This window comes from Streptomyces sp. 549, from assembly GCF_030124175.1.
Classification (GTDB): Bacteria; Actinomycetota; Actinomycetes; order Streptomycetales; family Streptomycetaceae; genus Streptomyces.
In genome coordinates this window covers 50,644-77,457 of sequence record NZ_JASKMT010000022.1, presented here as the reverse complement: position 1 = coordinate 77,457, position 26,814 = coordinate 50,644, and the positions used below count along the sequence as shown (strand labels likewise).

The 26,814-nt window shown below is 73.1% G+C and carries 21 protein-coding genes and 1 riboswitch; of the genes, 15 read left to right on the top strand and 6 right to left on the bottom strand.

What is annotated here, in order from left to right:
- Nucleotides 1-250 precede the first annotated feature (250 nt).
- Nucleotides 251-1,069 carry a S1 family peptidase gene (locus tag QNO07_RS21470; RefSeq protein WP_283993853.1) on the top strand — a complete coding sequence of 273 codons (819 nt, stop codon included), beginning with the start codon at nucleotides 251-253 and terminating at the stop codon, nucleotides 1,067-1,069.
- A gap of 267 nt (nucleotides 1,070-1,336) precedes the next feature.
- On the opposite strand, the gene QNO07_RS21465 is transcribed toward QNO07_RS21470, so the two are convergent.
- The gene (locus QNO07_RS21465; protein ID WP_283993852.1) at nucleotides 1,337-1,567 is read right to left on the bottom strand and encodes a DUF7455 domain-containing protein; all 231 of its coding nucleotides are present in this window, start codon (nucleotides 1,565-1,567) and stop codon (nucleotides 1,337-1,339) included.
- A 436-nt stretch (nucleotides 1,568-2,003) separates the two neighbouring features.
- On the opposite strand from QNO07_RS21465, the gene QNO07_RS21460 reads away from it, so the two are divergent.
- The 3 genes from QNO07_RS21460 to QNO07_RS21450 all read left to right on the top strand — a co-directional run bounded on the left by QNO07_RS21460 (nucleotide 2,004) and on the right by QNO07_RS21450 (nucleotide 6,421).
- Complete coding sequence (locus QNO07_RS21460; protein WP_283993851.1) at nucleotides 2,004-4,127, top strand: DNA gyrase/topoisomerase IV subunit B; 2,124 nt, start codon at nucleotides 2,004-2,006, stop codon at nucleotides 4,125-4,127.
- 135 nt (nucleotides 4,128-4,262) lie between these two features.
- Nucleotides 4,263-4,796, top strand: a complete 534-nt coding sequence (locus tag QNO07_RS21455; RefSeq protein WP_283993850.1) for a DUF485 domain-containing protein — start codon at nucleotides 4,263-4,265, stop codon at nucleotides 4,794-4,796.
- Nucleotides 4,793-6,421 (top strand): monocarboxylic acid transporter, encoded by a 1,629-nt coding sequence (locus QNO07_RS21450; protein ID WP_283993849.1) that lies wholly within the window; start codon nucleotides 4,793-4,795, stop codon nucleotides 6,419-6,421. The genes QNO07_RS21455 and QNO07_RS21450 overlap by 4 nt, the downstream gene beginning before the upstream one ends.
- Here QNO07_RS21450 and QNO07_RS21445 read toward each other — a convergent pair.
- Nucleotides 6,399-7,412: a ferredoxin family protein gene (locus QNO07_RS21445; RefSeq protein ID WP_283993848.1), complete on the bottom strand. Its 1,014-nt coding sequence runs from the start codon at nucleotides 7,410-7,412 to the stop codon at nucleotides 6,399-6,401. The genes QNO07_RS21450 and QNO07_RS21445 overlap by 23 nt on opposite strands.
- 59 nt (nucleotides 7,413-7,471) lie before the next feature.
- On the opposite strand from QNO07_RS21445, the gene QNO07_RS21440 reads away from it, so the two are divergent.
- Entirely contained in the window at nucleotides 7,472-8,632 is a 1,161-nt protein-coding gene (locus tag QNO07_RS21440; RefSeq protein WP_283993847.1) for a CobW family GTP-binding protein, read from the top strand.
- 90 nt (nucleotides 8,633-8,722) lie between these two features.
- On the opposite strand, the gene QNO07_RS21435 is transcribed toward QNO07_RS21440, so the two are convergent.
- Nucleotides 8,723-11,170: a DNA gyrase/topoisomerase IV subunit A gene (locus QNO07_RS21435; RefSeq protein WP_283993846.1), complete on the bottom strand. Its 2,448-nt coding sequence runs from the start codon at nucleotides 11,168-11,170 to the stop codon at nucleotides 8,723-8,725.
- Nucleotides 11,171-11,364: 194 nt separating this feature from the next.
- On the opposite strand from QNO07_RS21435, the gene QNO07_RS21430 reads away from it, so the two are divergent.
- From QNO07_RS21430 to QNO07_RS21415, 4 genes are all read left to right on the top strand, one after another.
- On the top strand, nucleotides 11,365-12,735 hold the full coding sequence (locus QNO07_RS21430) for a M16 family metallopeptidase (RefSeq protein WP_283993845.1): 1,371 nt from the start codon (nucleotides 11,365-11,367) through the stop codon (nucleotides 12,733-12,735).
- Between the two features lie 35 nt (nucleotides 12,736-12,770).
- The gene (locus QNO07_RS21425) at nucleotides 12,771-14,141 is read left to right on the top strand and encodes a M16 family metallopeptidase (RefSeq protein ID WP_283993869.1); all 1,371 of its coding nucleotides are present in this window, start codon (nucleotides 12,771-12,773) and stop codon (nucleotides 14,139-14,141) included.
- Nucleotides 14,142-14,356: 215 nt separating this feature from the next.
- Nucleotides 14,357-14,504, top strand: a riboswitch (cyclic di-AMP (ydaO/yuaA leader).
- Between the two features lie 13 nt (nucleotides 14,505-14,517).
- Complete coding sequence (locus tag QNO07_RS21420) at nucleotides 14,518-15,297, top strand: M23 family metallopeptidase (RefSeq protein ID WP_283993844.1); 780 nt, start codon at nucleotides 14,518-14,520, stop codon at nucleotides 15,295-15,297.
- Nucleotides 15,298-15,572: 275 nt separating this feature from the next.
- Nucleotides 15,573-16,259: a GntR family transcriptional regulator gene (locus QNO07_RS21415; RefSeq protein WP_283993843.1), complete on the top strand. Its 687-nt coding sequence runs from the start codon at nucleotides 15,573-15,575 to the stop codon at nucleotides 16,257-16,259.
- A 163-nt stretch (nucleotides 16,260-16,422) separates the two neighbouring features.
- Here the strand turns inward: QNO07_RS21415 and QNO07_RS21410 are convergent, their stop codons facing one another.
- Nucleotides 16,423-16,704 carry an HPr family phosphocarrier protein gene (locus tag QNO07_RS21410; protein WP_283993842.1) on the bottom strand — a complete coding sequence of 94 codons (282 nt, stop codon included), beginning with the start codon at nucleotides 16,702-16,704 and terminating at the stop codon, nucleotides 16,423-16,425.
- A gap of 180 nt (nucleotides 16,705-16,884) precedes the next feature.
- Here QNO07_RS21410 and QNO07_RS21405 point away from each other — a divergent pair, with 180 nt between their 5' ends.
- The 4 genes from QNO07_RS21405 to QNO07_RS21390 are packed head-to-tail and all read left to right on the top strand — an operon-like array spanning nucleotide 16,885 to nucleotide 22,148.
- Nucleotides 16,885-19,602, top strand: a complete 2,718-nt coding sequence (locus QNO07_RS21405) for a bifunctional acetate--CoA ligase family protein/GNAT family N-acetyltransferase (protein ID WP_283993841.1) — start codon at nucleotides 16,885-16,887, stop codon at nucleotides 19,600-19,602.
- 29 nt (nucleotides 19,603-19,631) lie between these two features.
- Entirely contained in the window at nucleotides 19,632-20,216 is a 585-nt protein-coding gene (locus QNO07_RS21400; protein ID WP_283993840.1) for a DUF5998 family protein, read from the top strand.
- Nucleotides 20,216-21,424, top strand: a complete 1,209-nt coding sequence (locus QNO07_RS21395) for an alkaline phosphatase family protein (RefSeq protein WP_283993839.1) — start codon at nucleotides 20,216-20,218, stop codon at nucleotides 21,422-21,424. The genes QNO07_RS21400 and QNO07_RS21395 overlap by 1 nt, the downstream gene beginning before the upstream one ends.
- Before the next feature lie 52 nt (nucleotides 21,425-21,476).
- Nucleotides 21,477-22,148: a thymidine kinase gene (locus QNO07_RS21390; protein ID WP_283993838.1), complete on the top strand. Its 672-nt coding sequence runs from the start codon at nucleotides 21,477-21,479 to the stop codon at nucleotides 22,146-22,148.
- Nucleotides 22,149-22,217: 69 nt separating this feature from the next.
- Here QNO07_RS21390 and QNO07_RS21385 read toward each other — a convergent pair whose 3' ends face one another.
- On the bottom strand, nucleotides 22,218-23,027 hold the full coding sequence (locus QNO07_RS21385; RefSeq protein WP_283993837.1) for a VOC family protein: 810 nt from the start codon (nucleotides 23,025-23,027) through the stop codon (nucleotides 22,218-22,220).
- 264 nt (nucleotides 23,028-23,291) lie between these two features.
- Here QNO07_RS21385 and QNO07_RS21380 point away from each other — a divergent pair, with 264 nt between their 5' ends.
- A complete protein-coding gene (locus QNO07_RS21380) occupies nucleotides 23,292-24,155 on the top strand; it encodes a sulfurtransferase (RefSeq protein WP_283993836.1) in 864 nt (287 codons plus the stop codon).
- Between the two features lie 139 nt (nucleotides 24,156-24,294).
- Here the strand turns inward: QNO07_RS21380 and sepH are convergent, their stop codons facing one another.
- A complete protein-coding gene (gene sepH, locus QNO07_RS21375) occupies nucleotides 24,295-25,359 on the bottom strand; it encodes a septation protein SepH (protein ID WP_283993835.1) in 1,065 nt (354 codons plus the stop codon).
- A 399-nt stretch (nucleotides 25,360-25,758) separates the two neighbouring features.
- Here sepH and QNO07_RS21370 point away from each other — a divergent pair, with 399 nt between their 5' ends.
- Complete coding sequence (locus QNO07_RS21370; protein WP_283993834.1) at nucleotides 25,759-26,796, top strand: hypothetical protein; 1,038 nt, start codon at nucleotides 25,759-25,761, stop codon at nucleotides 26,794-26,796.
- Nucleotides 26,797-26,814: the final 18 nt, after the last annotated feature.

The following is a 26,814-nucleotide window of genomic DNA, read 5'->3' as shown; positions in this document are numbered from 1 at the left end:
GACCGCCCACCCGGGCGGCCCGGCGGCTCATGCGTGTCCGTGCTGCGGGCCGACCTCCTCCCGGGGGTCGGCCCGCAGGCGTGTGCGGGGCCTGAGCACTCGTCCGCCCTGCGGATGCGCTCCTCCGTCGGGCGTCCGGCCGTGTGCCGGTGGCGTGAGGCGGCGCGGCAAGACGCCCTTCGGCGCACGCACGGGACGCACGGGTGCACACGTGGTGTCACGAACAACTGACGTAGGGTAAACAGGGGGGATGCGTACCTCACTTCGCCTGCTACTGGGCGCCCTTGTCCTGCTGTTGTCCGCCGTCGTGCTGCTGCCCGCGGGGGCCGCGGTCGAGACCCGGATCATCGGCGGAACCCCCGCCAGCGTGGCGGACCACCCCTGGACGGTCGCGGTCGCCAGCCGGGACCTGTTCGGAGGTTCGCGATCCGGGCAGTTCTGCGGGGGTGCGGTGGTGGGACCGCGCACGGTCGTCACCGCTGCGCACTGCTTCGCCAGGGACGTGCTCGGCACGACTCCGAGCCGGATCAGGGATCTCAGGGTCATCGCAGGCCGGGACGACCTGCGCGGACCGGGAGGGGTCGAGGTGGCCGTGCGGCGGACCTGGGTGAACCCGGACTACGACACCCGCACGAACGCCGGTGACGTGGCGGTACTGCGGCTGGCCGAGGATCTGCCCGCCGGTTCGGTCGTCCCGATGGCCGCTCCGGGTGACGCGGCCTACCGCCCCGGAACGGAGGCGTCCGTCCTGGGTTGGGGTGACACAAGCGGTAACGGCAGTTACGCAACGGAGTTGCGTGCAGCCGACGTCGCGATGCTGAGCGACGAGAAGTGCGCCCGGGCCTACCCGGGTGGCCCCGGTGGCACGTTCCAGGCCGGCTCCATGGTCTGTGCGGGTGTTCCCGAGGGAGGACGGGACGCCTGTCAGGGTGACAGCGGCGGTCCGCTGGTGGCCAGGGGACGTCTGGTGGGCCTTGTGTCCTGGGGTACCGGCTGCGGGGAACCCGGCCGACCCGGCGTCTACACGCGGGTCTCGGCCGTGCGCGACCTGGTCTCCCAGCACGGCTGACCAGGACCGGCGCCGGGTCCGCCCTGACGGGGCGGGCCCTCGCGGCCCTCAACCGCCGCCCGGCCCGTGCGCCGCACGTCTGGCGTGGTTGCACTCGGTCAGTTCGACGCCACGTTAGGTGACGAGTCGTTCGGTCAGGGGAATCGACGGGTGTTCTCCCAAGGAGCATGGCTGAGGGCGGTCACCCCGTTTCCGGGGTGACCGCCCTCAGTGCTCCGGCCCTGGGCCGGTCCGAGCTCGTCGGTCGTGGGGGATGTCAGGCGGGCGTCAGCGCTCGTCCTCGGCGTGGGTCACCGGGCTCGCGGTGAGACGCTCCGTCTCATCCTGTATTTCCGCGGCGATCTTCTTGAGTTCTGGCTCGAACTTGCGGCCGTGGTGCGCGCAGAAGAGCAGCTCACCACCGGTGGCCAGTACGACGCGCAGGTAGGCCTGGGCGCCGCAACGGTCGCAGCGGTCAGCGGCCGTCAGCGGGCTCGCGGGTGTCAGAACAGTAGTCACGTCGCCTCTTCTCTAGCTCGACGAGCTGTCGTACCAGGGTCAACATCCAACCAGGCCGAAAACGTTCCCGCCCGGGGCTTTCGCCTCGAACTTTTTCTCTTGGGGTGGCCGAATGCTGCCGGTTGGCGGCGAAAGAGCCGTATTGCTGAGCTGCTAGCGGTCTGTACTTCTTGTCGTGTTCTCCGGTTGCCCGGCTGTGGTGCGTCGAACCTTGCTTGCCGGTTCGTTGATGAGGACGTGCCCGGAGCCTAAATGGTTCATGCCCAGATGGGAACGTGATGTACACGTCACCCTTACGAGTTATCGAACGCGTGCACGACCCTGGTCTAGCATAGGTTTACCCCTGGGTGGCGTCCCACCTGCTCTACTTGGCCTGGGTACCCTCTGACCGGCAAGCCAGCCACCCCCATGGAAATTCAGCGAGGAGCGAACCCGCGTGACCGCCGAGTCGTCTGTGCCGTCGTCCACTGCGCTGCTGTCCGGAGCGGATCGTGACGGCTCCAACTACACCGCGCGGCACCTGCTCGTCCTCGAGGGGTTGGAGGCGGTGCGCAAGCGACCGGGTATGTACATCGGGTCCACCGACAGCCGCGGACTCATGCACTGCCTCTGGGAGATCATCGACAACTCCGTCGACGAGGCGCTGGGCGGCCACTGCGACCGCATCGAGGTGTGCCTGCACGAGGACGGCTCGGTGGAGGTGCGCGACAACGGCCGCGGCATCCCGGTGGACGTCGAGCCCAAGACGGGCCTGTCCGGCATCGAGGTCGTCATGACCAAGCTGCACGCCGGCGGCAAGTTCGGCGGCGGCTCCTACGCCGCCTCCGGCGGTCTGCACGGCGTCGGCGCGTCCGTGGTCAACGCCCTCTCCGCCCGCCTCGACGTGGAGGTGGACCGCAGCAGCCGCACCCACACGATCAGCTTCCGGCGCGGTGTGCCCGGCATCTTCACCGAGTCAGGCCCGGACGCCCCGTTCGACCCCGCCACCGGCCTGCTCAAGGGCAAGCGCATCGCCAAGGACCGCACCGGCACGCGGGTGCGGTACTGGGCGGACCGGCAGATCTTCCTCAAGGACGCCAAGCTCTCGCTGGACCACCTCTACGCCCGCGCCCGCCAGACCGCCTTCCTGGTCCCGGGTCTGACGTTGACGGTCCGCGACGAGCGCCTGATGGAGAGTGACGAGGTCACCGAGGAGGTCTTCCACTACGACGGCGGCATCAGCGAGTTCTGCGAGTACCTCGCGCCGGACCGCGCGGTGTGCGACGTGCTGCGGCTCCAGGGGCAGGGCTCCTTCAAGGAGACGGTGCCCGTACTGGACGACCGGGGCCACATGATCCCCACCGAGGTCACCAGGGAGCTGGGCGTCGACGTGGCGCTGCGCTGGGGAACGGGCTACGACACCACCGTCCGGTCCTTCGTCAACATCATCGCCACGCCGAAGGGCGGCACCCACCTCACCGGCTTCGAGCGGTCCGTGACCAGGACGGTCAACGAGGCGCTGCGCTCCGCGAAGCTGCTGCGCGTGGCCGAGGACGACGTCGTCAAGGACGACGCCCTGGAGGGCCTCACGGCCGTGGTCACGGTCCGCCTGGCCGAGCCGCAGTTCGAGGGCCAGACGAAGGAGGTCCTGGGCACCTCGGCCGCCTCCCGCATCGTGGCCCAGGTGGTGGCCAAGGAGCTGAAGGCGTTCCTCACCTCCACCAAGCGCGACACCAAGCAGCAGGCGCGCGCGGTGCTGGAGAAGGCGGTGGCCGCGGCGCGCACCCGCATCGCCGCCCGCCAGCACAAGGAGGCGCAGCGCCGCAAGACGGCCCTGGAGTCCTCGTCGCTGCCGGCGAAGCTCGCCGACTGCCGCAGCGACGAGGTCGACCGCAGCGAGCTGTTCATCGTCGAGGGCGACTCCGCCCTCGGTACGGCCAAGCTGGCCCGCAACTCCGAGTTCCAGGCACTGCTGCCGATCCGGGGCAAGATCCTCAACGTCCAGAAGTCCTCGATCTCGGACATGCTCAAGAACGCCGAGTGCGGGGCGATCATCCAGGTAATAGGGGCCGGCTCGGGCCGCACCTTCGACATCGACCAGGCGCGCTACGGCAAGGTGATCTTCCTGGCCGACGCCGACGTGGACGGTGCCCACATCCGCTGCCTGCTGCTGACGCTCTTCCAGCGCTACATGCGGCCCATGGTCGAACAGGGCCGGGTCTTCTCCGCCGTGCCGCCCCTGCACCGGATCGAGCTGATCAACCCCAAGCGCGGCCAGGACAAGTACATCTACACCTACTCCGACAGCGAGCTGCGGCAGCGGCTGCTGGACCTGCAGCGCAAGGGCACCCGCTTCAAGGACTCCATCCAGCGCTACAAGGGCCTCGGCGAGATGGACGCCGACCAGTTGGCGGAGACGACGATGGACCCCCGCTACCGCACCCTGCGCCGCATCAACATCAGCGACCTGGACGCGGCGGAGAAGGCCTTCGACCTTCTCATGGGCAACGAGGTGGCGCCGCGCAAGGAGTTCATCACCACCTCCGCGGCCACTCTTGACCGGTCGCGGATCGACATCTGACCGCTCCCGCCCGACCCGTCACCTGATGGGGTGAAGGTCGGGCCATCCGGGCCGTCGCGCGCACCGCCCGCACCATCCTTGGACCTCGGCCGTACGTCCGCACGGCGGACGCGGTCGCGAGCGAGGAGAGTTCGGGTGACACAGCACGACGGTTCGGGTGACCGCGGCGCGGTGCGGTACGAGGACCCCTGGTACGACGCGGTCGCGTCCGGCTGGGGTGAGCCACCGCCCGGGTCGGCGGACGCGGTGGCCGGTCCGGGCAGTAACGCTCCGGGCAGTAACGCTCCTGCGCCCGCCCCCGCAGCCCCCGCCACCCCTGTGGCGCCTGCGCCGGAGTGGACGCACGACGCGGTCTACCTCGCCGTCCACCGCAGCGGTGCCTTCGCCGAAGTGCGGCGCCGCCACCGCCACTTCGTCTTCCCGGCCGCGGGCCTGTTCCTCGGCTGGTACCTGGCCTACGTCATCACCGCCACCGCCGCCCCCGGGTTGATGGCCCGGGAGGTGGCGGGTGGTCCGCTGAACATCGGACTGCTGGCCGGCCTCGGGCAGTTCCTCAGCACCGCCCTCATCACCTGGGCCTACGCCTGGAACGCCGGGCGCCGCCGTGACCGGGCGGCCCTGGACCTGCGCTGGGAGACCCAGCTGCGCACCCGGGAGGCGCGGCGGTGACGCTCAGCCACCAGACCCTCGCCCTGGTCCTCTTCAGCGCCTTCGTCGCCGTCACGTTGGCCATCACCACCTGGGCCAGCCGCCGCAGGCAGGGCTCACCGGAGGAGTTCTACGCGGGCGGACGACTGTTCTCGCCCATGGAGAACGGGTTCGCCATCTCCGGCGACTACATGTCCGCCGCCTCCTTCCTCGGCATCTCCGGGCTGATCGCCCTCTACGGCTACGACGGCATGGTCTACTCGGTCGGCTTCCTCGTGGCCTGGCTGGTCGTCCTGCTCCTGGTCGCGGAACTGGTCCGCAACTGCGGGCGCTTCACACTCGCCGACGTGCTGGCCGCGCGGTTGCGCCAGCGGCCCGTGCGCATCGCGTCCGGCACCGCCTCCGTCATCGTGTCGGTGCTCTACCTGGTGGCGCAGATGGTCGGCGCCGGGACCCTGGTGGCGCTGCTGCTGGGAGACAGCGGCACGCAGGTGCGCACCTGGACGGTCATCGGCGTGGGCGCGCTGATGGTCGTCTACGTGTCCTGCGGCGGCATGCGCGCCACCACCTGGATCCAGATCGTCAAGGCCGTACTGCTGATGGGCGGCGCCATCACGCTCACCGTCATGGTCCTGCTGCGCTTCGGCGGCGATCCCGGCGCGCTGCTCACCGGCGCGGCCGAGCGCAGCGGCCAGGGCAGCGACTTCCTGGCGCCGGGGCTGCTCTTCGGCGAGAACCTGGTCTCCCGGCTGGACTTCGTCAGCCTCGGCATCGCCCTGGTCCTGGGCACGGCCGGGCTGCCGCACATCCTGGCCCGCTTCTACACCGTGCCCACGGCCCGCGCCGCCCGCCGCTCGGTGATCTGGGCGATCGGACTGATCGGCAGCTTCTACCTGATGACGATCGTGCTGGGCTTCGGCGCCGCCGCACTGCTCGGCCCTGACACCGTGCGGGCCGACAACCCCGCCGGCAACACGGCTGTTCCGCTGCTGGCCAGAATGCTGGGCGGAGGGGAGGGGACCACCGGCGGCACCGTGCTGTTCGCGGTCGTCGCCGCCATTGCCTTCGCCACCATCCTCGCCGTCGTGGCGGGCATCACGCTGGCCTCCTCGGCGGCGATCGCACACGACCTGTACGCCCCGCTGCGCAGGTCGCGAGCCGGCGGCGGACGGCCGGAGACGTCCGGACGGGAGGCGGCGGTCGGCAGCGAGGTCGCGGTCGCGCGCGGGTCGGCAGTGGTGATCGGCGGGATCGCCATCGCGCTGGGGCTGCTCGCGCAGAACCTCAACGTGGCCTTCCTGGTCGGTCTGGCCTTCGCGGTCGCGGCCTCCGCCAACCTGCCGGTGCTGCTCTACACGCTGTTCTGGCGCCGCTTCACCACCCGCGGCGCGCTGTGGGCGGTCTACGGGGGGCTGCTGCCCGCGCTGGCCCTGGTGGCACTGTCCCCGGTGGTGTCCGGTAGCCCGGAGGCGCTTTTCCCCGACCTCGACTTCGCCTGGTTCCCGCTGCAGAACCCCGGCGTCGTCTCCATCCCGCTGGGCTTCCTCGCCGGCTGGTTCGGCACGGTCACCGACGACGAGCGGTCCGACCCGGCCCGGCACGCCGAGACGGAGGTGCGGGCACTCACCGGTGCCGGCGCGGTCTGAGCCGCCGCGCCGAAGCCGGCGAGGCCTCACTCGTGACGGATGCCGCGGGGGACACCGGCGTGAGGGCGGTGATCGCGCTGATCTCCATCGGAGGCTGCCGGGTGAGGGCCGCGCCGCAGCTCGCCGCGATCGGCGGCCGGTCCGCGGCCGCGACCACGTTGACCCGCCAGGACCGGCCGTCGCGGTGGCTGACGGTCACCGCCCAGGCGTCGCCGAGGTCCGCAGCGCCACGTGCCCGGTCGCTGTGCGGCCGGGTGCCGGTGACGGTCAGCGCGTCGGCGTGCGGCTCGCCGGTCAGGTCGCGCACGGCCAGCTCGGCCGCCTGCCCGGGGCGTTCCCAGCAGGACCGGCCGCGGCAGTGGCCGGTGACCACGTGCCCGTCGCGCAGCGCGGTCAGGACCTCCTTGACGAGCGGCGCGTCGGCCCGGCCGTAGGCGTAGCCGTGCGGCAGCACGACCAGGGTGGGGGAGAAGCGGTGCCCGCCGATGTGGGTGACCTCCCACACGTCGGCGTCGCCCGACGCGGCCAGCTCGGCCGCCAGCGGGCGGCCCAGCACCGCGCAGCAGCGGTCCCGCTTGCCGTTGGTGCACACCAGGGCCAGCGGATCGCCCCGGTGGGGCTCCCACAGGCCGCTGTGGCGTCCCGCACCGAGCCCGGCGAGGTCCAGTCCCCACAGCTCGTCCAGGGCGTCCAGGCGGGCGCTGCGGATCCAGGAGCGGCCCGGCACGGTGTGCGCGGCGAACACCCGCCGGCTGCCCGTTCCGGAACGGTGCGCGTGCGGGCCCGGCCGGCGGATCAGAGCCACCCGCACGCCGGTGCCCTCGGAGCGTCCCGACAGGTCGGCGCCCAGCCCGGCGTCCAGGCGGCTGTGCCGCAGGGCGTCGACGCCCCAGGGGCCGGGTTGCTCGATCAGCAGCCAGGTCCTGGCGGTCGCTGCGGTCGCCGCGAGCGGCTCGTCGAGTTCCCTGGAGGAGACCGTGCACGTACTCACATAGGCGAGCCTAACCGCCGCTAGGATCAAAGGCCGTTCCGAACGCTGGAGGCAACGACGTGGTCACCCCCCGTATTCCGGTTGTCGTGCTGGCGGGCTTCCTGGGCTCCGGGAAGACCACGCTCCTCAACCACCTGCTGCGCAACCGCGGCGGCGTCCGGATCGGCGCCGTCGTCAACGACTTCGGCAGCATCGAGATCGACGCGCTGACCGTCGCGGGGCAGGTCGACTCGATGGTCTCGCTCGGGGACGGCTGCCTGTGCTGCGCGGTGGACACCGAGGACCTCGACGAGGTGCTGGGCACGCTGTCCCAGCCGTCGTCCGCCATCGACCTGATCGTCATCGAGGCCAGCGGGCTGGCCGAACCCGAGACCCTGATCCGGATGGTGCTCGCCAGCACCAACCGCCGCATCGTCTACGGCGGGCTGGTCGAGGTGGTCGACGCCGCCGAGTTCGACGCGGTCCGGGCCCGCCACCCGGAGCTGGACCGGCATGTCGGCGCGGCCGACCTGGTGGTGCTCAACAAGGCCGACCGGGTCGGTGCGGACCGGCTCGCGGCGCTGCACACGACGCTCGCCGAACTCGGCCGCGGCACCCCGGTGGTGACGGCCGTGCACGGGCGGGTCGACCCGGGACTGCTCTTCGACCGGGATGCCGCCCGGGAGCGCGAGGAGGCCCAGCGGGCCCGGCAGCTGTCGTTCGAGGACCTGCGGATCGAGGAGGAGGCCGAGGGTGCGAACGGCGGCGACGGCTGCTCCGGGCACGGGCAGGACGACGGGCACGGCCATCTGCACGACGGCTACCGCAGTGTCGAGTACACCGGGGCCGTCCCGCTCAGCCCCCGCCGCTTCCTGTCCTTCCTCGACGCCCGGCCCACCGGCCTGTACCGCGTGAAGGGCTTCGTGCACTTCGGCGCGGACGGCTCACCGCAGCGCTGGGTGGTGCACGCGGTCGGCGGGTTCCTGCGCTTCCGGCCCGAGCCGTGGCCGGACGGCGAGGAGCGGCTGACCCGACTGGTGCTCATCGGCGCCGGGCTGGACGGGGACGGGCTGCTCAAGGAACTGGCGGCCTGCGCCGGACCGGAGCCGGCGGACGCCGGGCCGAGCGGCATGTGGGGCGTGCTGCGCTACGTGGACGACCCCGCCATAGCAGAAGCGGCGGCCGGGCCGGCGTCGGACCCGGACGAGGACCCGGACGAGGACGACCTGCCCGTGCCGTGACTGGGCACGCCGAGGGACGGCCACGGCCGTGACACCGGGCCGTCCGGTGGGCGCAACCGCTCGGCGCGCCCACCGGAGACGAGCCGTGGCTCAGACCGGTCCGGCGATCACCGCGACCGGTTTGGCCAGCGGCAGCCCGGAACCGTCCCGGCGCGGGTCGGGTTCCGGCAGTTCCACCGGGGTGCCGTTGGCGGACGCGGCGCGGGCCGGTACGGGGCCCGCCCAGGCGAAGGTGAGGCAGTCCTCGCCCTTGAGGAAGCGCTGGCAGCGCACCCCGCCGGTCGCCCGGCCCTTGCGCGGGTACTGGTCGAGGGGCGTCAGCTTGGCCGTGCCCAGGGTGTCGTCCAGAGTGCCGTGCGTGCCGGCGGCGGTGAACACCACGGCGTCCGCGGCGGGATCGACCGCGGTGAAGGAGATGACCCGGGCGCTCTCGCCGAGCTTCACGCCGGCCATGCCGGCCGCCGCCCGGCCCTGCGGCCGCACCTGCCCGGCCGGGTAGCGCAGCAACTGGGCCTCGTCGGTGATGAAGACGAGGTCCTCCTCGCCGGTGCGCAGTTCGACCGCGCCGGCGATGCGGTCCCCGTCCCTGAGGGTGATGACCTCCAGTTCGTCCTTGTTCGCCGGGTAGTCGGGCACGACGCGCTTGACGACGCCCAGCCGGGTGCCGATCGCCAGACCGGGGGAGGACTCGTCGAGCGTGGTCAGGCAGACCAGCGACTCGCCGTCGGCGAGGGAGAGGAACTCCGACACCTCCGCTCCGCCGGAGAGGTTGGGCGGGGAGGAGGTCTGCGGCAGCTGCGGCAGGTCGATCACGGTCAGCCGCAGCAGGCGTCCGGCGGAGGTCACCGCGCCGACCTGGCCGCGGGCGGTCGCCGGCACCGCGGACACCACGACGTCGTGCCGGACCCGCTTGGCCGCCTCGTCGAAGCCGTTGCCGTCGACGGCCGTGCGGGCCAGCAGGCCGGTGGAGGAGAGCAGCACCCGGCACGGGTCGTCAGGGACCTCCAGCGGGACCGCCGCCACCGTCGAGCCGGCCGACTCCAGCAGCACGGTGCGGCGGTCGGTGGCGTACTTCTTCGACACCGCGGCCAGTTCGGAGGAGACCAGCTTGCGCAGTTCCGCGTCCGAGTCCAGGATGCGGGTCAGCTCCACGATCTCGGTGTTGAGGCGGTCGCGCTCGGACTCCAGCTCCAGCCGGTCGAACCGGGTCAGGCGGCGCAGCGGCGTGTCCAGGATGTACTGGGTCTGCACGTCCGACAGGCCGAAGCGCCCGATCAGCGCCTCCTTGGCCTGCGCGGCGTTCTCGCTGGACCGGATCAGCGCGATGACCTCGTCGATGTCGATGAGCGCGACGAGCAGGCCCTCGACGAGGTGCAGGCGGTCGCGGCGCTTGTCCCGGCGGAACGAGCTGCGCCGCCGGACCACCTCGAACCGGTGGTCGACGTACACCTCCAGCAGTTCCCTCAGGCCCAGGGTGAGCGGCTGCCCGTCCACCAGCGCGACGTTGTTGATGCCGAAGGACTCCTCCATCGGCGTCAGCTTGAACAGCTGCTCCAGCACGGCCTCGGGATGGAATCCGTTCTTGATCTCGACGACCAGGCGCAGGCCGTGCGCCCGGTCGGTGAGGTCCTTGACGTCCGCGATGCCCTGGAGCTTCTTCGCGTTGACCAGGTCCTTGATCTTGGAGATGACCTTCTCCGGGCCCACCGTGAAGGGCAGTTCGGTGACGACCAGGCCCTTGCGGCGGGCCGTGACCTGCTCCACGGCGACGGTCGCGCGGATCTTGAACGTGCCGCGGCCCTTCGCGTAGGCGTCCTTGACGCCGTCGAGGCCGACGATGCGCCCGCCGGTGGGCAGGTCGGGACCCGGCACGAAGCGCATCAGCGTCTCCAGGTCCGCGCCCGGGTGCTTGATCAGGTGCCGGGCGGCGGCGATCACCTCGCCGAGGTTGTGCGGCGGCATGTTCGTCGCCATGCCGACGGCGATCCCGGAGGCGCCGTTCACCAGCAGGTTGGGGTAGGCCGCGGGCAGCGCCACCGGCTCCTGCTCGCTGCCGTCGTAGTTGGGGGCGAAGTCGACGGTGTCCTCGTCGATCGAATCGACCATGAGCCCGGCGGCGGGCGCGGTGCGGCACTCGGTGTACCGCATGGCGGCGGGCGGGTCGTCGTTGCCCAGCGAGCCGAAGTTGCCGTGCCCGTCGACGAGCGGCAGCCGCATCGAGAACGGCTGGGCCATGCGCACCAGGGCGTCGTAGATGGCGCTGTCACCGTGCGGGTGGAGCTTGCCCATCACCTCCCCGACGACCCGGGCGCACTTGACGTAGGGGCGCTCGGGGCGCAGGCCCATCTCGTGCATCTGGTACAGGATGCGCCGGTGGACCGGCTTCATCCCGTCCCGGGCGTCGGGCAGCGCGCGGGAGTAGATGACCGAGTATGCGTACTCCAGAAAGGAACCCTGCATCTCGTCGACGACGTCGATGTCGAGGATGCGCTCCTCGAAGTCGTCCGGCGGCGGGGTCTTCGTACTGCGGCGGGCCATCGGGGCTGCGGCTCCTTCGGGTACGTGCGGCTTTCGAGCGGGTCGGTCGCCGACCATTGTGGACCCGGCCTCCGACAGCCGGTCCTTCGACCCGAACGGTACGGGAACTTCGCGTGTGGTCCGCGCGCTTGCATACAGTGAGCGGACAACCGCTCGCCGACCGGCCAGCTCACCGACGAAGGGACTCCACGCCCATGGGTCACACGGCCACGCCCCCGCCCGCCACCGGAGGGCTGACAGCCACCGAACACCGGTTGGCCAACGGCCTTCGTGTGGTGCTCTCCGAGGACCACCAGACTCCGGTGGCCGCCGTCTGCCTCTGGTACGACGTCGGTTCGCGCCACGAGGTCCCCGGCCGGACCGGACTGGCCCACCTCTTCGAGCACCTGATGTTCCAGGGCTCGGCGCAGGTGAAGGGCAACGGCCACTTCGAGCTGGTGCAGGGGGCGGGCGGATCGCTCAACGGCACCACCAGCTTCGAACGCACCAACTACTTCGAGACGATGCCCGCACACCAGCTGGAACTCGCCCTGTGGCTGGAGGCGGACCGGATGGGCTCGCTGCTGGCGGCCCTGGACGACGAGTCCATGGAGAACCAGCGGGACGTGGTGAAGAACGAGCGCCGCCAGCGCTACGACAACGTGCCCTACGGCACGGCGTTCGAGAAGCTGACCGCCATGGCCTACCCCGAGGGCCACCCGTACCACCACACGCCGATCGGCTCGATGGCCGACCTGGACGCGGCCTCGCTGGAGGACGCGCGGGCGTTCTTCCGCACCTACTACGCGCCGAACAACGCGGTGCTCGCGGTGGTCGGCGACATCGACCCGGAGCAGACGCTGGCGTGGGCGGAGAGGTACTTCGGCTCCATCCCCGGCCACGACGGCAAGCAGCCGCCGCGGGACGGCTCCCTGCCGGACGTCATCGGCGCGGAGGTGCGCGAGGTCGTCCGCGAGGAGGTGCCGGCGCGGGCGCTGATGGCCGCCTACCGGCTGCCGCACGACGGCACCCGCGAGGCCGACGCCGCCGACCTGGCGCTGACGGTGCTCGGCGGCGGCGAGTCGTCGCGGCTGTACAACCGCCTGGTGCGGCGGGACCGGCTCGCGGTCACGGCGGGCTTCGGCATGCTGCGGCTGGCCGGCGCGCCGTCGCTCGGCTGGCTGGACGTGAAGACCTCGGGCGACGCGGAGGTCGCCGCCATCGAGGCGGCGATCGACGAGGAGCTCAAGCGGTTCGCGGAGGAGGGGCCGAGCCCGGAGGAGCTGGAGCGGGCCCAGGCCCAGTTGGAGCGCGAGTGGCTGGACCGGCTGGCCACGGTCGCCGGGCGGGCCGACGAACTGTGCCGGTTCGCGGTGCTGTTCGGTGACCCGCAGCTCGCCCTGACCGCGGTGCGCCGGGTGCTGGACGTCACCGCCGAGGAGATCCGCGAGGTGGCCGCCGCGCGGCTGCGCAGCGACAACCGTGCGGTGCTGGTGTACGAGCCCACCGCCCCGGCGGACGCGCAGTCCGCCGACAACGCCGAAGCCGCCGAGACCGCCGAAGAAGAAGGAGGGGCCGAGCAGTGAGCGACGTGACCCCCGTCAGCCCCGTCACCCCCGTCATGGAGTTCCACCCGCAGCCGGCCGGCGGCCTGCCCAAGCCCTGGGACTTCCCCGCGCCACAGCGTTCCACGCTGCCCAACGGGCTGACGGTGCTGCGCTGCCACCGCCCCGGCCAGCAGGTCGTCGCGGTCGAGGTCAACCTGGTCGCGCCGCTCGACGCCGAGCCCGAAGGGCTGGACGGCGTCGCCACGTTGATGGCCCGCGCGCTCAGCGAGGGCACCGACAAGCACAGCGCCGAGGAGTTCGCCGCCGAGCTGGAGCGGGCGGGCGCCACCCTCGACGCGCACGCCGACCACCCGGGTGTGCGGGTGTCGCTGGAGGTGCCCGCGTCCCGGCTGGAGCGCGCCCTGGCGCTGCTGGCCGACGCCCTGCGCTCACCCGCGTTCCCCGACAGCGAGATCGAGCGGCTGGTCGCCAACCGGCTCGACGAGATCCCGCACGAGATGGCCAACCCGGCGCGGCGCGCCGCGATCGCACTGTCCGGCACGCTGTTCCCCCCGAGCGCCCGCATGTCCCGGCCGCGTCAGGGCACCGAGGAGACGGTCTCGCGCATCGACGCGGCGGCCGTCCGGGCGTTCTACGAGGCCCATGTGCGTCCGGCCACCGCCACCGTCGTCGTGGTCGGCGACTTCACCGGGATCGACCTCGACGCGGCGCTCGGCGGGACGCTGGGCGCGTGGACTGGGGCGGAGGCCCAGCCGCGCCCCATGAGCCCGATCACCGCCGACGACGCCGCCCGCGTGGTCATCGTCGACCGTCCCGGGTCGGTGCAGACCCAGCTGCTGATCGGCCGCATCGGCGCCGACCGGCACGACCGGGTGTGGCCGGCGCAGGTCCTCGGCGTCTACTGCCTGGGCGGCACTCTCACCTCCCGGCTGGACCGGGTGCTGCGTGAGGAGAAGGGCTACACGTACGGGGTGCGCGCCTTCGGCCAGGTGCTGCGTTCCGGGCCTGAGGGCACCGGGGCGGCGCTGCTGGCGATCAGCGGCTCGGTGGCCACCGACGTCACCGGCCCGGCGCTCGCCGACCTGTGGCAGGTGCTGCGGACGCTGGCCGCCGAGGGGCTGACGGACGAGGAGCGCGACGTGGCGGTGCAGAACCTGGTCGGGGTGGCGCCGCTGCGCTACGAGACGGCCGCCGCCGTCGCCGGCACGCTCGCCGACCAGGTGGAGCAGCACCTCCCGGACGACTTCCAGAGCCGTCTGTACGCGCTGCTCGCCGAGACGGGCACGGTGGAGGCGAGCGCCGCGGCGGTCAACGCCTTCCCGCTGGACCGGCTGGTGACGGTCCTGGTGGGTGACGCCGAGCAGATCGCCGACCCGGTGCGTGCGCTGGGCGTCGGCGAGGTGACGGTGGTCTCCGGCCAGTAGCCGGTGCGTCCGGAGGTGGCGGATACGGCCCAGGAAGCGGCCCTTGGTTGCAGATCCCGGCAATCAGGGGTCGCTTTATGTCCGGATTTAGCGCTTTTGTGGTGGCTCCAGGTGTGGGATGGGCGACAAAGACCGAGATCGGTTTGGTAGCGGTCAGATGTCCGGTTTAGCTTCGATCCCGCTGCCCGTCAGAAGCGACCGCATCCGCGGCCGACGGCCGGCGAACGCCGAGTCCCCGTGAGGGAGCCGGGGACCCATCAGAAGTCCTTGGGGTGAATCGGGCGAGCCTCCTCGCAGGCGCCCGTAGGAGACCTTCCTGCTCCGAACCCGTCAGCTAACCCGGTAGGCGTGAAGGAAGGAAAGGAGCACGCCAGCCATGGCGCTTACGCATGCCACCGGGAAGTCCGGCCGATCGAGCCGCGCCCTCCGCGCCGGCCTCGCCGGAGCACTCACCGTCGCCGGTCTGACCGGCGTACTCGTCAGCCCCGCCGCTGCCGCCACCGCCGCTCACGACTCCGGCCTGCTGCGGGCGGTCGCCCTCAGCGGTTCCGCCGCAGACGGCGTCCAGGCCCAGGCCGCCGCACAGAAGAGCGCCGCCGAGGCCCGCAAGGCCGCGGAGGACCGCAAGTCCGCTGAGAAGCGCAAGGCGGAGGAGAAGCGCAAGGCTGACGCCAAGCGCAAGGCTGAGGAGCGCGCCGCGGAGAGCCGGACCCAGCAGGCGTCCGCACGGTCCGCCAAGCGCGCCGCCCCCAAGGGCTTCGTCGCCCCCGTGTCCGCGCCCGTCACCACCCAGTACCGCTCCGGTGGCGCCATGTGGTCCTCCGGCAGCCACAGCGGTGTGGACTTCGCCGCCGCCTCCGGCACCCCGGTGCGCGCGGTCGGCGCCGGCCAGGTCGTCGAGGCCGGCTGGGGCGGTGCCTACGGCAACAACGTCGTCATCCGGCACAGCGACGGCCGCTACACCCAGTACGGCCACCTGTCGGCCATGGACGTCCGCGTCGGCCAGGCGGTGACTTCCGGCCACCAGATAGGCAAGGTCGGTTCCACCGGCAACTCCACCGGCCCGCACCTGCACTTCGAGGCCCGCACCTCGCCGCAGTACGGCTCGGACGTCAACCCCGTCTCCTACCTGCGCTCCAAGGGCGTCGGGGTCTGAGCCCCGCGGCCCACCCGGCCGCCGTGCCCCCAGGGGCACGCGCAGCGGCGACCTGACCCGCCGCACCCCACCCGAGGACCCCCGGCATCCGTGCCGGGGGTCCTCGTGCGCCTGCCCCGGGAGCCGGTCCTCCCGCGTCCGCCGGGCCGTTCCTTTTCCGCCGCATCCGGTCCCGGGATCGGAATTAACCGGTGAATGGAATACAGTTCGGTTCTGCGACGCCACCAGAAATCGTGGGAATCACGGGGTCATGGGATCACGCCGGAGGTCGGACCATGCGCGTTTCCGCGCACACGGTATGCACTGCGATTCGCGACGAAATCGTCTCCGGCGTGTTCCCGCCGGGCGCGCGGCTCACCGAGGAGCAGTTGGCCCGCCGTTACGGCGTCTCCCGGGTGCCGGTCCGCGAGGCGCTGCGCACGCTGGAGTCCGAGGGCTTCGTGACCACCCGCAGGCATGCCGGCGCGTGTGTGGCGGAGCCGACCGAGCGGGAGGCCGCCGACCTGCTCGACATCCGCGCCCTGCTGGAGCCGCTGGGCGCCGCACGGGCCGCGCAGCGGCGCTCCGACGCACATCTGAAGGTGCTGCGCGGGCTGGTGCGGCTGGGGCGCCAGCGGGCGGCGCACGGCCAGTTGTCGGACCTGCGCCCGCTCGGCGACTGGTTCCACGAGACGCTGGCCCAGGCGTCGGACAGTCCCAGCCTGGCCGCGCTGCTGACCCAGCTGCGCCGCAAGACCGTGTGGATGTACTCACCCGAGGTGGTCGATCCGCCGCCGCGGGCCGCGGCGGTGTGGCAGGAGCACGGCGCGATGGTGGATGCCGTCGCCCGCCGGGACGCCGAGCGCGCCAGGGCGCTGGCGGCGGCCCAGGTGGAGCGATTCCCGGTAATTCGCCGCCTCCCGCGCCCGGCGGCTGTGAGGACTTTGAAACCTGCTGTAAACACCGCGCGCGCCCGCGATTAACAGGCGCTGTATACAAAGGTCTGCGGGGCGGGGGAGGCAATTCACGCTGTCGAATTCCGAATGGCGCCTGACGTGTTACGGCAAAAGGCGGCGGAGCACCTGCTCCGCCGCCTTTTGCCGCTGCCGGCTCCCCCGGGTGCCGGGGGAGTGCCGGGCGGGGTGCTCAGACCGATTCGGGGAGCTCCTCCAGCCCTTCGGCCACCAGCTTCGCCAGGCGGTCCAGCGCGGCGTCCGCACCCTCGGCGTCGGAGGCCAGTACGACCTCCTCGCCACCCTCGGCGCCCAGGCCGAGCACGGCCAGCATCGAGGCGGCGTTGACGGGGTCGCCGTCCTTCTTGGCGATGGTGACGGGCACGCCGGCGGCGGTCGCGGCGCGAACGAAGATGGAGGCGGGACGGGCGTGCAGGCCCTCGGGCCAGCCGACGGAGACGCGGCGCTCAGCCATGGTGTTGCCCTTCATTCGGAGAGTTGTCTAGACCAGTTTCGCACGGAGGGGCGCGTGGTCCTTCCCCGCACTCTGCCGTCCCGGAAGCCTGCCACGCACCCGCGTCCGCGAACTGGGACACCCGCCGCGTACGGGTCGCGGCCCGGTCCGGCACCCGGCCGCGGCCCGTACGCTGTGCCCATGCAGCCAGCCCCGGAGCGTGCCTACCCGACCCACTGGGAAGCCGACGTGGTGCTGCGCGACGGAGGGACGGCCACGATCCGGCCGATCACCCCCGATGACGCGGGCCGCCTCGTCAGCTTCTACGAGCAGGTGTCGGACGAGTCGAAGTACTACCGCTTCTTCGCGCCCTACCCCCGCCTGTCGGACCGCGACGTACGCCGCTTCACCCACCACGACTACGTCGACCGGGTCGGCCTCGCCGTCACCGTCGGCGGCGAGTTCATCGCCACCGTGCGCTACGACCGCATCGACGCCGCTGGCCGCCCGGCGTCCGCGCCCGCCGACAACGCCGAGGTGGCGTTCCTCGTCCAGGACGCCCACCAGGGACGCGGCGTCGCCTCCACCCTGCTGGAGCACATCGCGGCCTGCGCCCGTGAACGCGGCGTGCGCCGCTTCACCGCCGAGGTGCTGCCCGCCAACAGCAAGATGATCAAGGTCTTCACCGACGCCGGCTACTCCCAGAAGCGCAGCTTCGAGGACGGCTCGGTCCATCTCGACCTCGACCTCGAACCCACCGCCGAGTCGCTGGCCGTCATGCGCGCCCGCGAGCAGCGCGCCGAGGCGCACTCGGTGCAGCGGCTGCTCGCCCCCCGCTCGGTCGCCGTCATCGGCGCCGGCCGCAGCCCCGGCGGCGCCGGCCGCTCGGTGCTGGAGTCGCTGCGCACCGCCGGCTTCACCGGCCGCACCTACGCCGTCAACCACCGCCTGGAACCCGGCGCGACCGCGCTCGACGGCGTGCCCGGCGTGTCCGCCCACCGCTCGGTGCGCGACATCCCCGAACCCGTCGACCTCGCGGTGCTCGCCGTCCCTGCCGACCAGGTCGGCCCCGTCGTCACCGACTGCGGTGAGCACGGCGTGCAGGGGCTCGTCGTACTGTCCGCCGACTTCGACCGGGCCGAGCAGCGTGAACTCGTCCGCCGCGCCCGCTCCTACGGCATGCGGATCATCGGCCCCAACGCCTTCGGCCTGCTCAACACCTCACCCGCGGTACGCCTCAACGCGACGCTCTCCCCGGAGACCCCCGAACGCGGCCGGATCGGGCTGTTCACCCAGTCAGGGGCGATCGCCATCGCCCTGCTCGCCGGACTGCACCGCCGCGGCGCCGGGCTGTCCTCGTTCGTCGCCGCCGGCAACCGCGCCGACGTCTCCGGCAACGACGTGCTGCAGTACTGGGACGACGACCCGGACACCGACGTGGTCCTGATGTACCTGGAGTCCATCGGCAACCCCCGCAAGTTCACCCGGCTCGTCAAGCGCACCGCCGTGCGCAAGCCGGTCGTCGTGGTCAAGGGCGCCCGGCACAGCGGCAGCGCGCCGCCGCCCGGCCACGCCGTCCCCGCCAGCCGCACCCCGGACGCCACCGTGTCGGTGCTGCTGCGGCAGGCCGGCGTGCTGCTCGTCGACACCGTCACCGAACTCGTCGACACCGGCGTCCAGCTCGCCTTCCAGCCGCTGCCCGCCGGACCGAGGGTCACCACGCTCGGCAACGCCGAGTCGCTCGGCCTGCTCACCTACGACGCCTGCCTCGCCCAGGGCCTGCAACCCGCCCAGGTGGTGGACCTGACCTCCTCCGCCGCACCGGAGGACTTCCGGCAGGCACTGGCCGCCGCGCTGGCAGACCCCGGCACGGACGCCGTCGTCGTCACCGCGATCCCCTGGGTCGACGCCTGGCAGGCCGGTGAGCTCGCCGACGCGCTCCAGTCGGCCGCCGCCGGATCGGGCAAGCCGGTCTCCGTCGCCCATCTGGCCATCGAAGGGCTGGACGCCGCGCTCAGCGAACGCCGCATCCCCTCCTTCCCCGCCCCCGAGCGCGCCGTGCGGGCCCTCGCGGAGGCCGTGCGCTACGCGCAGTGGCAGGCCGACGCGGCCACTCCCGGCCGGGTCCCCGACCACGACGTGGCGGAGACCGCGGCGGCCGAGCTGATCACCAGCGCCCTGCGCTCCGCCGGGCTGGACCCGGCCAGGGCCCCGGCCGCCGACCGCTCCCGCAGTGTCCCGCTCGGCGCCGCCGACACCGCCGCCCTGCTCGGCGGCTACGGCATCCACGTCTCCCCGGCGGTCCCCGCCCCCGACGCCGACGCCGCCGCGGCGGCGGCGGCCTCGCTCGGCTACCCGGTGGCGCTGAAGACCACCGCGCCGCACCTCAAGGACCGGGCCGACCTCGGCGCGGTCCGCCTCGACCTCGCCGGCGAGCCCGCGCTGCGCCGCGTCCACGCCGAACTGACCACCACCCTGGGCACCGCGCAGGAGCTGCGGCCTGTCGTGCAGGCCATGGCGCCGCGCGGCGTGGACACCGTGGTGCGGGCCGCGGTGGACCCCTCCATCGGCGCGGTGCTGTCCTTCGGGCTGGCCGGGCCGCCCTCGGAGCTGCTCGGCGACCTCGCCTACCGGCTGGTCCCCGTCACCGACCGGGAGGCCGCCGGGCTGGTCCGCGGCATCCGCACCGCGCCCATGCTGTTCGGCTGGCGTGGCTCCCAGCCGGTGGACACCGCCGCGCTGGAGGACCTGCTGCTGCGGGTGTCGCTGCTCGTCGACGACCACCCGCAGATCGTCTCGGTAGAGCTGGAGCCGGTCGTCGTCGCCCCGCACGGGCTCGCCGTGCTCGGCGCGGCGGTGCGCCTGGCCCCGCCAGCGGCCACCACCGACCTCGGCCCGCGCCGTCTGCCCGCGTACTGACACCTCCCCGTCCCCGTAGGATGGGCCGCATGGCGAAGACCGGAACGACGACGCAGGGACTGCGTACGGCGATCGAGCGCAGTGGCTACTACCCCGCCCTCGTGGCCGAGGCGGTGGAGGTCGCGGTCGGCGGAGAACCGGTCGCCTCCTACGTCGTGCACCAGGAGACGACCTTCGACTCCAACGAGGTGCGCCGCCATGTCACCGTGCTGGTGCTGACCGGCACCCGGTTCATCGTCAGCCACACCGACGAGCAGGCCGCCGACGGCGACGCCTCCGTGCCCTACGCCACCACCTCCACCGAGTCGGTGAAGCTGGACCGCATCTCCTCGGTGGTGCTGAGCCGGGTGGTCGCGAACCCGGAGTCGTACACCCCCGGCACGCTGCCCCGCGAGGTGGTCCTCACCATCGGCTGGGGCGCGGTCAGCCGCATCGACCTGGAACCGGCCGCCTGCGGCGACCCCAACTGCGATGCCGACCACGGCTACACCGGGTCCACCACCGCGGACGACCTCTCCCTGCGGGTCAGCGAGGCCGGCGACGGCCCGGACACCGTGCGCCAGGCGCTCTCCTTCGCCCAGGCGCTGTCCGAGGCGACGGTGACGTCCCGCTGATGGCACCCCCCGCAGCCCCGGGAGCGCCGCTGCCCGATCCCGAACCCCTCGACCCGCGCAGCGCCCCCGCGCCCCGCTACGGCGACGCCTCGCTCGCCGACCTGCTGCCGACCATCGCCGCCGGGCAGCACGTGCCCGGCCACGCGGCCCGCCTGGCCATCGAGCCGGCCGACCGGGTCTGCGTCTTCCTCGTCGACGGGCTCGGCTGGCACATCCTGCGGGACCACCCCGCCCAGGCGCCGTTCCTCACCTCGCTGCTGGCCACCTCGGGAGGCGGCGCGGGCACCCCCATCACGTCCGGATTCCCGTCCACCACGGCCACCTCGCTCGCCTCCGTCGGCACCGGCCTCACCCCCGCCGCGCACGGGCTGCCCGGGTACACCGTGCTCGACCCCGACACCGGCGGGCTGATGAACCAGCTCCGCTGGCAGCCGTGGACGGACCCCCACGTCTGGCAGCCCTACCCGACCGTCTTCCAGCAGGCGCACGCCGCAGGCGTCGCCACCTGCCAGGTGTCGGCCCCGCACTTCGAGACCACCCCGCTCACCCGCGTCGCGCTGTCCGGCGGCACCTTCTTCGGCCGGCTCACCGGCGAGGAGCGCATGGACCTGGCCGCGGACCGCTTGGGCGCCGGGGACCGGGCGCTGGTCTACACGTACTACGCCGAGCTGGACGGCAACGGCCACCGCCACGGTGTGGACTCCGACGCCTGGCGCGGCCAGCTCGCCCACGTCGACCGCCTGGCGCAGCGCCTCGCCGAGCAACTGCCGCCGCGCTCCGCGCTGTACGTCACCGCCGACCACGGCATGGTCGACGTGCCGCCGGGCGACGCGCACCGCTTCGACTTCGACGAGGACTGGGAACTGAGCGCCGGCGTCCGGCGCCTCGGCGGTGAGGGCCGCGCCCGGCACCTCTACGCCGTTCCCGGCGCCGCCCGCGACGTGTACGCCGTCTGGCGCGAGGTGCTCGCCGACCAGGCGTGGGTCGCCACCCGGGACGAGGCCATCGAGCTGGGCTGGTTCGGCCTGCCCGGCAAGGGCGTCGACGACCGCGTGTACGACCGCATCGGCGACGTCGTGGTGGCGATGGACGGCACCGCGGCCGTCGTCGCCACCCGCACCGAACCCAACGAGTCCGCCCTCGTCGGCATGCACGGGTCCCTCACCCCGGCCGAGCAGCTCGTCCCGCTGCTCGAAGTGCGAACCTGACGCACGCCCGCGCCGCACGTCACCTCGTCACCCTGAAAGGCCGCAACTCCCCATGCCCGAGCTGGTGTTCTTCAGTGGAACAATGGACTGCGGGAAGTCCACGCTTGCCCTGCAGATCGAGCACAACCGGTCCGCGCGGGGCCTCCAGGGCATGATCTTCACCCGCAACGACCGGGCGGGGGAGGGGCGGCTCTCCTCCCGGCTCGGCCTGGTCACCGAGGCGGTGGAGGCGGGCGACGGCTTCGACTTCCACGCCCACCTCGTCGCCCACCTCACCGCGGGCGGCCGGACCGACTACGTGATCGCCGACGAGGCCCAGTTCCTCACCGAGGACCAGATCGACCAGCTGGCCCGGGTGGTCGACGACCTGGGCATAGACGTGTTCGCCTTCGGCATCGCCACCGACTTCCGCACCCGGCTCTTCCCCGGTGCGCAGCGCCTCATCGAACTGGCCGACCGAGTCGAGGTCCTCCAGGTGGAGGCCCTGTGCTGGTGCGGTGCGCGCGCCACGCACAACGCGCGCACCGTCGACGGGCAGATGGTCGTGGAGGGCGCGCAGGTCGTCGTCGGCGACGTCGGACGGCCGCCCGGTGAAGTCGGCTACGAGGTGCTGTGCCGTCGCCACCACCGGCGGCGCCTGACGGCCGCCGCGGCCGGGGCCGGCGCGCTGTCCCCGGACGTGCTGCCGGTGGACGGCGTGCCGCTGCCGGCGCCGCGCCGCTGACCGGCCCCCGGGGGCTCCCGCGCCGGACGTCCGCCCGGCCGCTACCGCCGCGTACGAAGCGGACGTCCGCTACCTGCGCAGCGGACGGGTCACCGCGTCGCTGGGGTCCGTCAGCTGCACCACCGCGAACGCCGCCCCCTCGGAGTCCGCGACGTGGGCGAGCCGGCCGTACGGCGAGTTCCGCGGGTCCCGCAGGATCTGGCCGCCCAGCTCCACCACCCGCCGGGCGGCGTCGTCGGCGTCGGTGACCGAGAAGTACGTCGTCCAGTACGGGCCGCGGTCGGACGGCAGCTCGTCCCCGACGCCGCGCATCCCGCCGACGAGCCGCCCGTCCAGTTTCAGGGCCAGGTACTCGTTGCCGCTGGCGGCCTCCACCCGCTCGGTGTCGAAGCCGAACACCGCCCGGTAGAACGGCCGGACCGCGTGGGCGCTGCGGGTCACCAGCTCGTCCCACACCGCGGTGCCGGGACGGCCGTCCGGCTCGGTGCCGCTGTGCAGCCCCGCCTGCCAGATGCCGAAGGCCGCGCCGCTCGGGTCGGAGGCGATCGCCAGCCGCCCGTCCTCGCCCGAGTCGAGCGGCCCGACCGCCACCGTGCCGCCGCTCTCGCGGATGCGGGCACAGGTCGCGTCGGCGTCGTCGGTCGCCAGGTAGGGCAGCCACGCCCCCAGCCCGGAGGGCTCGTGGCGGGCCTCTCCCAGCCCGGCCACGACCAGGTCCCCGAAGTGCGCCCGCACGAAGGGCCCGGTCTGGCGCGGACCCTCGCGGAACTCCCAGCCGAACAGCTCGCTGTAGAACTTCTGGCCGGCCGCCAGGTCGTGCACTCTCAGGCTGGCCCAGCAGGGTGTACCCGGCGCGGGCCGAGTCACTGCCTCGGTCATCTTCTGTCGTCTCCTCGGACCATCATCGATGCGGTCGTGCGGTGCCCAGGGCACCGTGAACGTCGTACTGCTGCGCGCCGTGACCTGCCGTGTGCGCTGTGTGTCTGTAGGGGTGATGCTCGCATCCTCCGACCTGGTGTGTACCCGCCGCGCCGCATTTCTCGCAGCGGGGGCGGGGATTGACCGGATTTCCCGCCGCCCCGTCCGGGGACCACCGGCTGGGAACGGGCCCCGCGGGAGACCGGGCCGGGTGAGAATGCCCGCATGACGCCTCTCATCAGTGCCGCCGAACTGGCTGCCGATCTAGCCGCCGAACTCGCCCCGGGCCCCGCCGCGGGGCCCGGCGGCCCACTCTGCCCGGTGCTGCTCGACGTCCGCTGGGAGCAGGGCGGACCGTCCGGCCGACCGGCCTACGCGGCCGGGCACCTGCCCGGCGCGGTGTACGTCGACCTCGACACCGAGCTGGCGGGCCCGGCGGGCAGCGGCGGACGGCATCCGCTGCCCGACCCGGACGACTTCGGTACCACGATGCGCCGCGCCGGAGTCAGCGCGGACAGGCCGGTTGTCGTCTACGACGGCGGCCAGGGCTGGGCCGCGGCCCGTGCCTGGTGGCTGCTGCGCTGGGCCGGCCACGAGCAGGTCAGGGTGCTCGACGGCGGCCTGGCGGCCTGGCCGGGCCCGCTGAGCACCGAGCTGCCCGAGCCCGCGCCGGGCGACTTCGAGCCCAGGCCGGGCAGCGTGCCGGTACTGGACGCCGACGGCGCAGCCGGGCTGGCGCGGCGCGGGGTGCTGCTGGACGCGAGGGCGGGGGAGCGCTACCGCGGTGAGGTGGAGCCGATCGACCCGGTCGCCGGCCACATCCCGGGCGCGCTCAGCGCGCCCACCACGGAGAACGTGACCCCGGAGGGCACCTTCCGGCCACCGGGCGAGCTGGCGGACCGGTTCGCCGCCCTGGGGGCCGTGCCCGGAGCCGAGGTGGGCGTGTACTGCGGCTCGGGGGTGTCCGGCGCGCACCAGGTGCTGGCGCTCGCGGCGGCCGGGACGGACGCGGCGCTGTACCCGGGTTCGTGGTCGGCGTGGTCGGCCGACCCTGAGCGGCCGGTCGCCACCGGCCCCGAGCCGGGCTGAGGGGGAAGTCCGTAGCACGCGCCCCGACCGCCTGCACGCCGGGCGCGAACGCCGGAACTCCTAGCCGAGGTATCACCCGGACGGGTGACGGTGTGCGGCTCCCGGGGGTGAGGGCAGGCGCCCCCGCCCCCGGGCGGGCTCACTCCTGCTTCTTGCGCCGGGTGCCGAAGACGATCTCGTCCCAGCTGGGCACGGCGGCCCGCCGGCCCGGCCGGACGCCGTCCGCCTCGGCCTGGCGGTCGGTGGTGCCGGTCAGCCGGTCACGGTGCCCCGCGACCGAGCGGGGCATCAGGATGTCCGCGTACGCCGAACCCGCGCTGGCCGCGGGGGCCGGCGGCTCGATCTCCTCGGCCGGCTCGGCGGCGGCCGGCTCGGTCTCCACCTCCGGCGCGTCCGAGGGCGGCGGCTCGGGCACGATCATGTCGCCGCGGAAGCTCGGTACCGCCTCCAGCAGGCTGGTCAGCGAGTCGCGGTCCTCGTTGTCGATCCGGGCCGGCTCGGCCCGGCCGGAGTCGGCCCGGAGCTCGCCGTCCTCGCCGTCCCGGTCCCGGGGCAGCCGTGCGATGCGCGGCACGAACGGGAAGCTCGGCTCGGGCGTGTCGTCGGTCTCCCCGATCAGCGTCCGCGCCTCGTCGTCGACCGCCTGCACCAGGCGGCGCGGCGGGTCGTACGTCCAGCTCGCGGAGTGCGCCTCACCGGCGACCAGGTAGACCAGCAGGACCTCCCACGTCCCGTCGTCGCGCCGCCAGGAGTCCCACTGCACGGTGTCCTTGTCGGCGCCGCGCATCAGCAGCCGCTCGGCGACCGCCTCGCCTAGCTGCGGGCCGGTGTTCTCACCGGGGCGGCGGACGGGGGTCTTGCGGGCGCGCTCGGCCATGAAGGCGCGCTCGGCGAGTACCGGGCCCTCGAAGCGGCGGACCCGGTCGACGGGGATGCCGGCCATCTGGGCGACTTCCTCGGCCGTGGCACCGGCTCGTATGCGCGCCTGGATGTCACGGGGCCGCAGGTGGCTCTCGACCTCGATCTCGATCTGGCCGAGCCGGGCACGGTCGTTGCGCACCGCGGCCCGCAGTCGTTCGTCGATGGGAAGGGTGTACTGGCTGTCGTCGGCCGCCTTGAGCACCAGCCGTGTGCCGTCGTTACTGACCGCCACGACGCGCAGTTCGGGCATGGGGACCTCCCGGGTGGTGCCTGCCGACGTCACGTGCGTCGCTGCTCTCCCGCTAGACGAGTGTGGCCTGCCCGGGTTCAGCCTGCCACTACCTTGCCGACTTGCCCGGCGTGTCGGGACTGCGTCCCGAACCGCCGTTATGGCACGGTTACCAGTTGGCCACTCTGTGTGATCGAACCGCTCACTCTGTGCTACGCAGGCCGGGTCAGGCCAGGGCCAGGGCTCGTCACACTACTCCATTAGGGCCATGTGGGTGGACCGGCGCGCCACTGAACTTCTTCCAGTGGTGCGGAGTTTGCTGGACGGCGGCCGTTCCCGTTGCCACCGGAAGGTGGCGATCTTCACAGAACCCACAGAATCGGAACCAATGACTTCCCTCTGTCGGTCCCACTTGTGTGCACAGCGGGACTCTTGTGCGAACCGAGGCGGGAGATGAACGGGAAGACACCGGCGGAAGCCGAAGCGGCGGATGAGCCGAACCAGCAGGACAGCCCTGGGAACGAAGGGGTGAAGGGCCACGACGGGCCGGAGGGCGGCGGGCCGAAGAAGAAGATCGACGTCAGCGTGGCCCAGGTGGCAGGCAGCACCCTGGCCGCCGTCATCGCCGCGCTCATCGCGGGACGGCTCGGTGTGTACGGCACGTTCATCGGCGCCGGCGTGGTGAGCGTGGTGGCGACCACGGGCGGACCGGTTTTCCAGCACCTGTTCCGCCGTACGGGTGAGCAGGTCAAGGATGTGACGGTCGCGGCAGCTCCGCGCGCCCGGCGCACGGCCCGCCTGCCCCGGGGGGCGACCCCGGCGGGTGCGAACGCGGGTGCGAACGCGATCGGGGACACGAACGCAGACGGGTCCGCAGACGGGGCCGCAGACAGGGACGTCCGGAGTGAGGGGTACGGGGCGGCCGTCACCCACGGCACCCGGAGCCGGCGCTGGAAGCGCAGCTTGCTGCCCGCCGCCCTGGTGTTCGCCGTGGCGATCGGCGGCCTGACCACCTACGAGCTGCTGTCCGGCACCAACGTCTCCGGAGGCCGCGGCGGCACCACGTCCTTCGGTGAGGCGTTCCAGCGCACGTCCCCCGACGTCACGCCCGACCCCGGCACCGGCACCGGGCCCGAGGCGGAATCCGGCAGCGGTGGAGGCACCGGCAGCAGTGACCAGCCGTGGCAGGGCCCCTCGCCGGACGCCGCCCCGGACACCGGTGCGCCCGACGCCCCGGCGACCGGAGGCACCGGCGGCACGGGTGCGGATGGCGGAACCGGCGGTCAGGTCGCGCCCACCCCCGACCCCGCGCCGACGCCGGAAGCCACCGACGGCACGACCGGCGACCCGGGCGCAACGACCGGCGGCAGCTCGTCCGGCTCCGGCACCTCCTCGGGCTCCGGCTCCGCCGGGACTTCCGGTGACGCCGGGGAGGCGGCCGGTACCGGCGGTGAGCAGCAGGACGGGGGCGGGGACGCCGGCGCGGGCTGATCCGCCCCGGCGTCTCCC

Excerpts from the sequence above, each read along its gene's own strand:
- QNO07_RS21470 (WP_283993853.1), top strand. The coding sequence starts at position 251 with ATGCGTACCTCACTTCGCCTGCTACTGGGCGCCCTTGTCCTGCTGTTG.
- QNO07_RS21435 (WP_283993846.1), bottom strand. The coding sequence starts at position 11,170 with ATGGCCCGCCGCAGTACGAAGACCCCGCCGCCGGACGACTTCGAGGAG.
- QNO07_RS21430 (WP_283993845.1), top strand. The coding sequence starts at position 11,365 with ATGGGTCACACGGCCACGCCCCCGCCCGCCACCGGAGGGCTGACAGCC.
- QNO07_RS21425 (WP_283993869.1), top strand. The coding sequence starts at position 12,771 with ATGGAGTTCCACCCGCAGCCGGCCGGCGGCCTGCCCAAGCCCTGGGAC.
- QNO07_RS21420 (WP_283993844.1), top strand. The coding sequence starts at position 14,518 with ATGGCGCTTACGCATGCCACCGGGAAGTCCGGCCGATCGAGCCGCGCC.
- QNO07_RS21415 (WP_283993843.1), top strand. The coding sequence starts at position 15,573 with ATGCGCGTTTCCGCGCACACGGTATGCACTGCGATTCGCGACGAAATC.
- QNO07_RS21410 (WP_283993842.1), bottom strand. The coding sequence starts at position 16,704 with ATGGCTGAGCGCCGCGTCTCCGTCGGCTGGCCCGAGGGCCTGCACGCC.
- QNO07_RS21405 (WP_283993841.1), top strand. The coding sequence starts at position 16,885 with ATGCAGCCAGCCCCGGAGCGTGCCTACCCGACCCACTGGGAAGCCGAC.
- QNO07_RS21400 (WP_283993840.1), top strand. The coding sequence starts at position 19,632 with ATGGCGAAGACCGGAACGACGACGCAGGGACTGCGTACGGCGATCGAG.
- QNO07_RS21395 (WP_283993839.1), top strand. The coding sequence starts at position 20,216 with ATGGCACCCCCCGCAGCCCCGGGAGCGCCGCTGCCCGATCCCGAACCC.
- QNO07_RS21390 (WP_283993838.1), top strand. The coding sequence starts at position 21,477 with ATGCCCGAGCTGGTGTTCTTCAGTGGAACAATGGACTGCGGGAAGTCC.
- QNO07_RS21385 (WP_283993837.1), bottom strand. The coding sequence starts at position 23,027 with ATGACCGAGGCAGTGACTCGGCCCGCGCCGGGTACACCCTGCTGGGCC.
- QNO07_RS21380 (WP_283993836.1), top strand. The coding sequence starts at position 23,292 with ATGACGCCTCTCATCAGTGCCGCCGAACTGGCTGCCGATCTAGCCGCC.
- QNO07_RS21370 (WP_283993834.1), top strand. The coding sequence starts at position 25,759 with ATGAACGGGAAGACACCGGCGGAAGCCGAAGCGGCGGATGAGCCGAAC.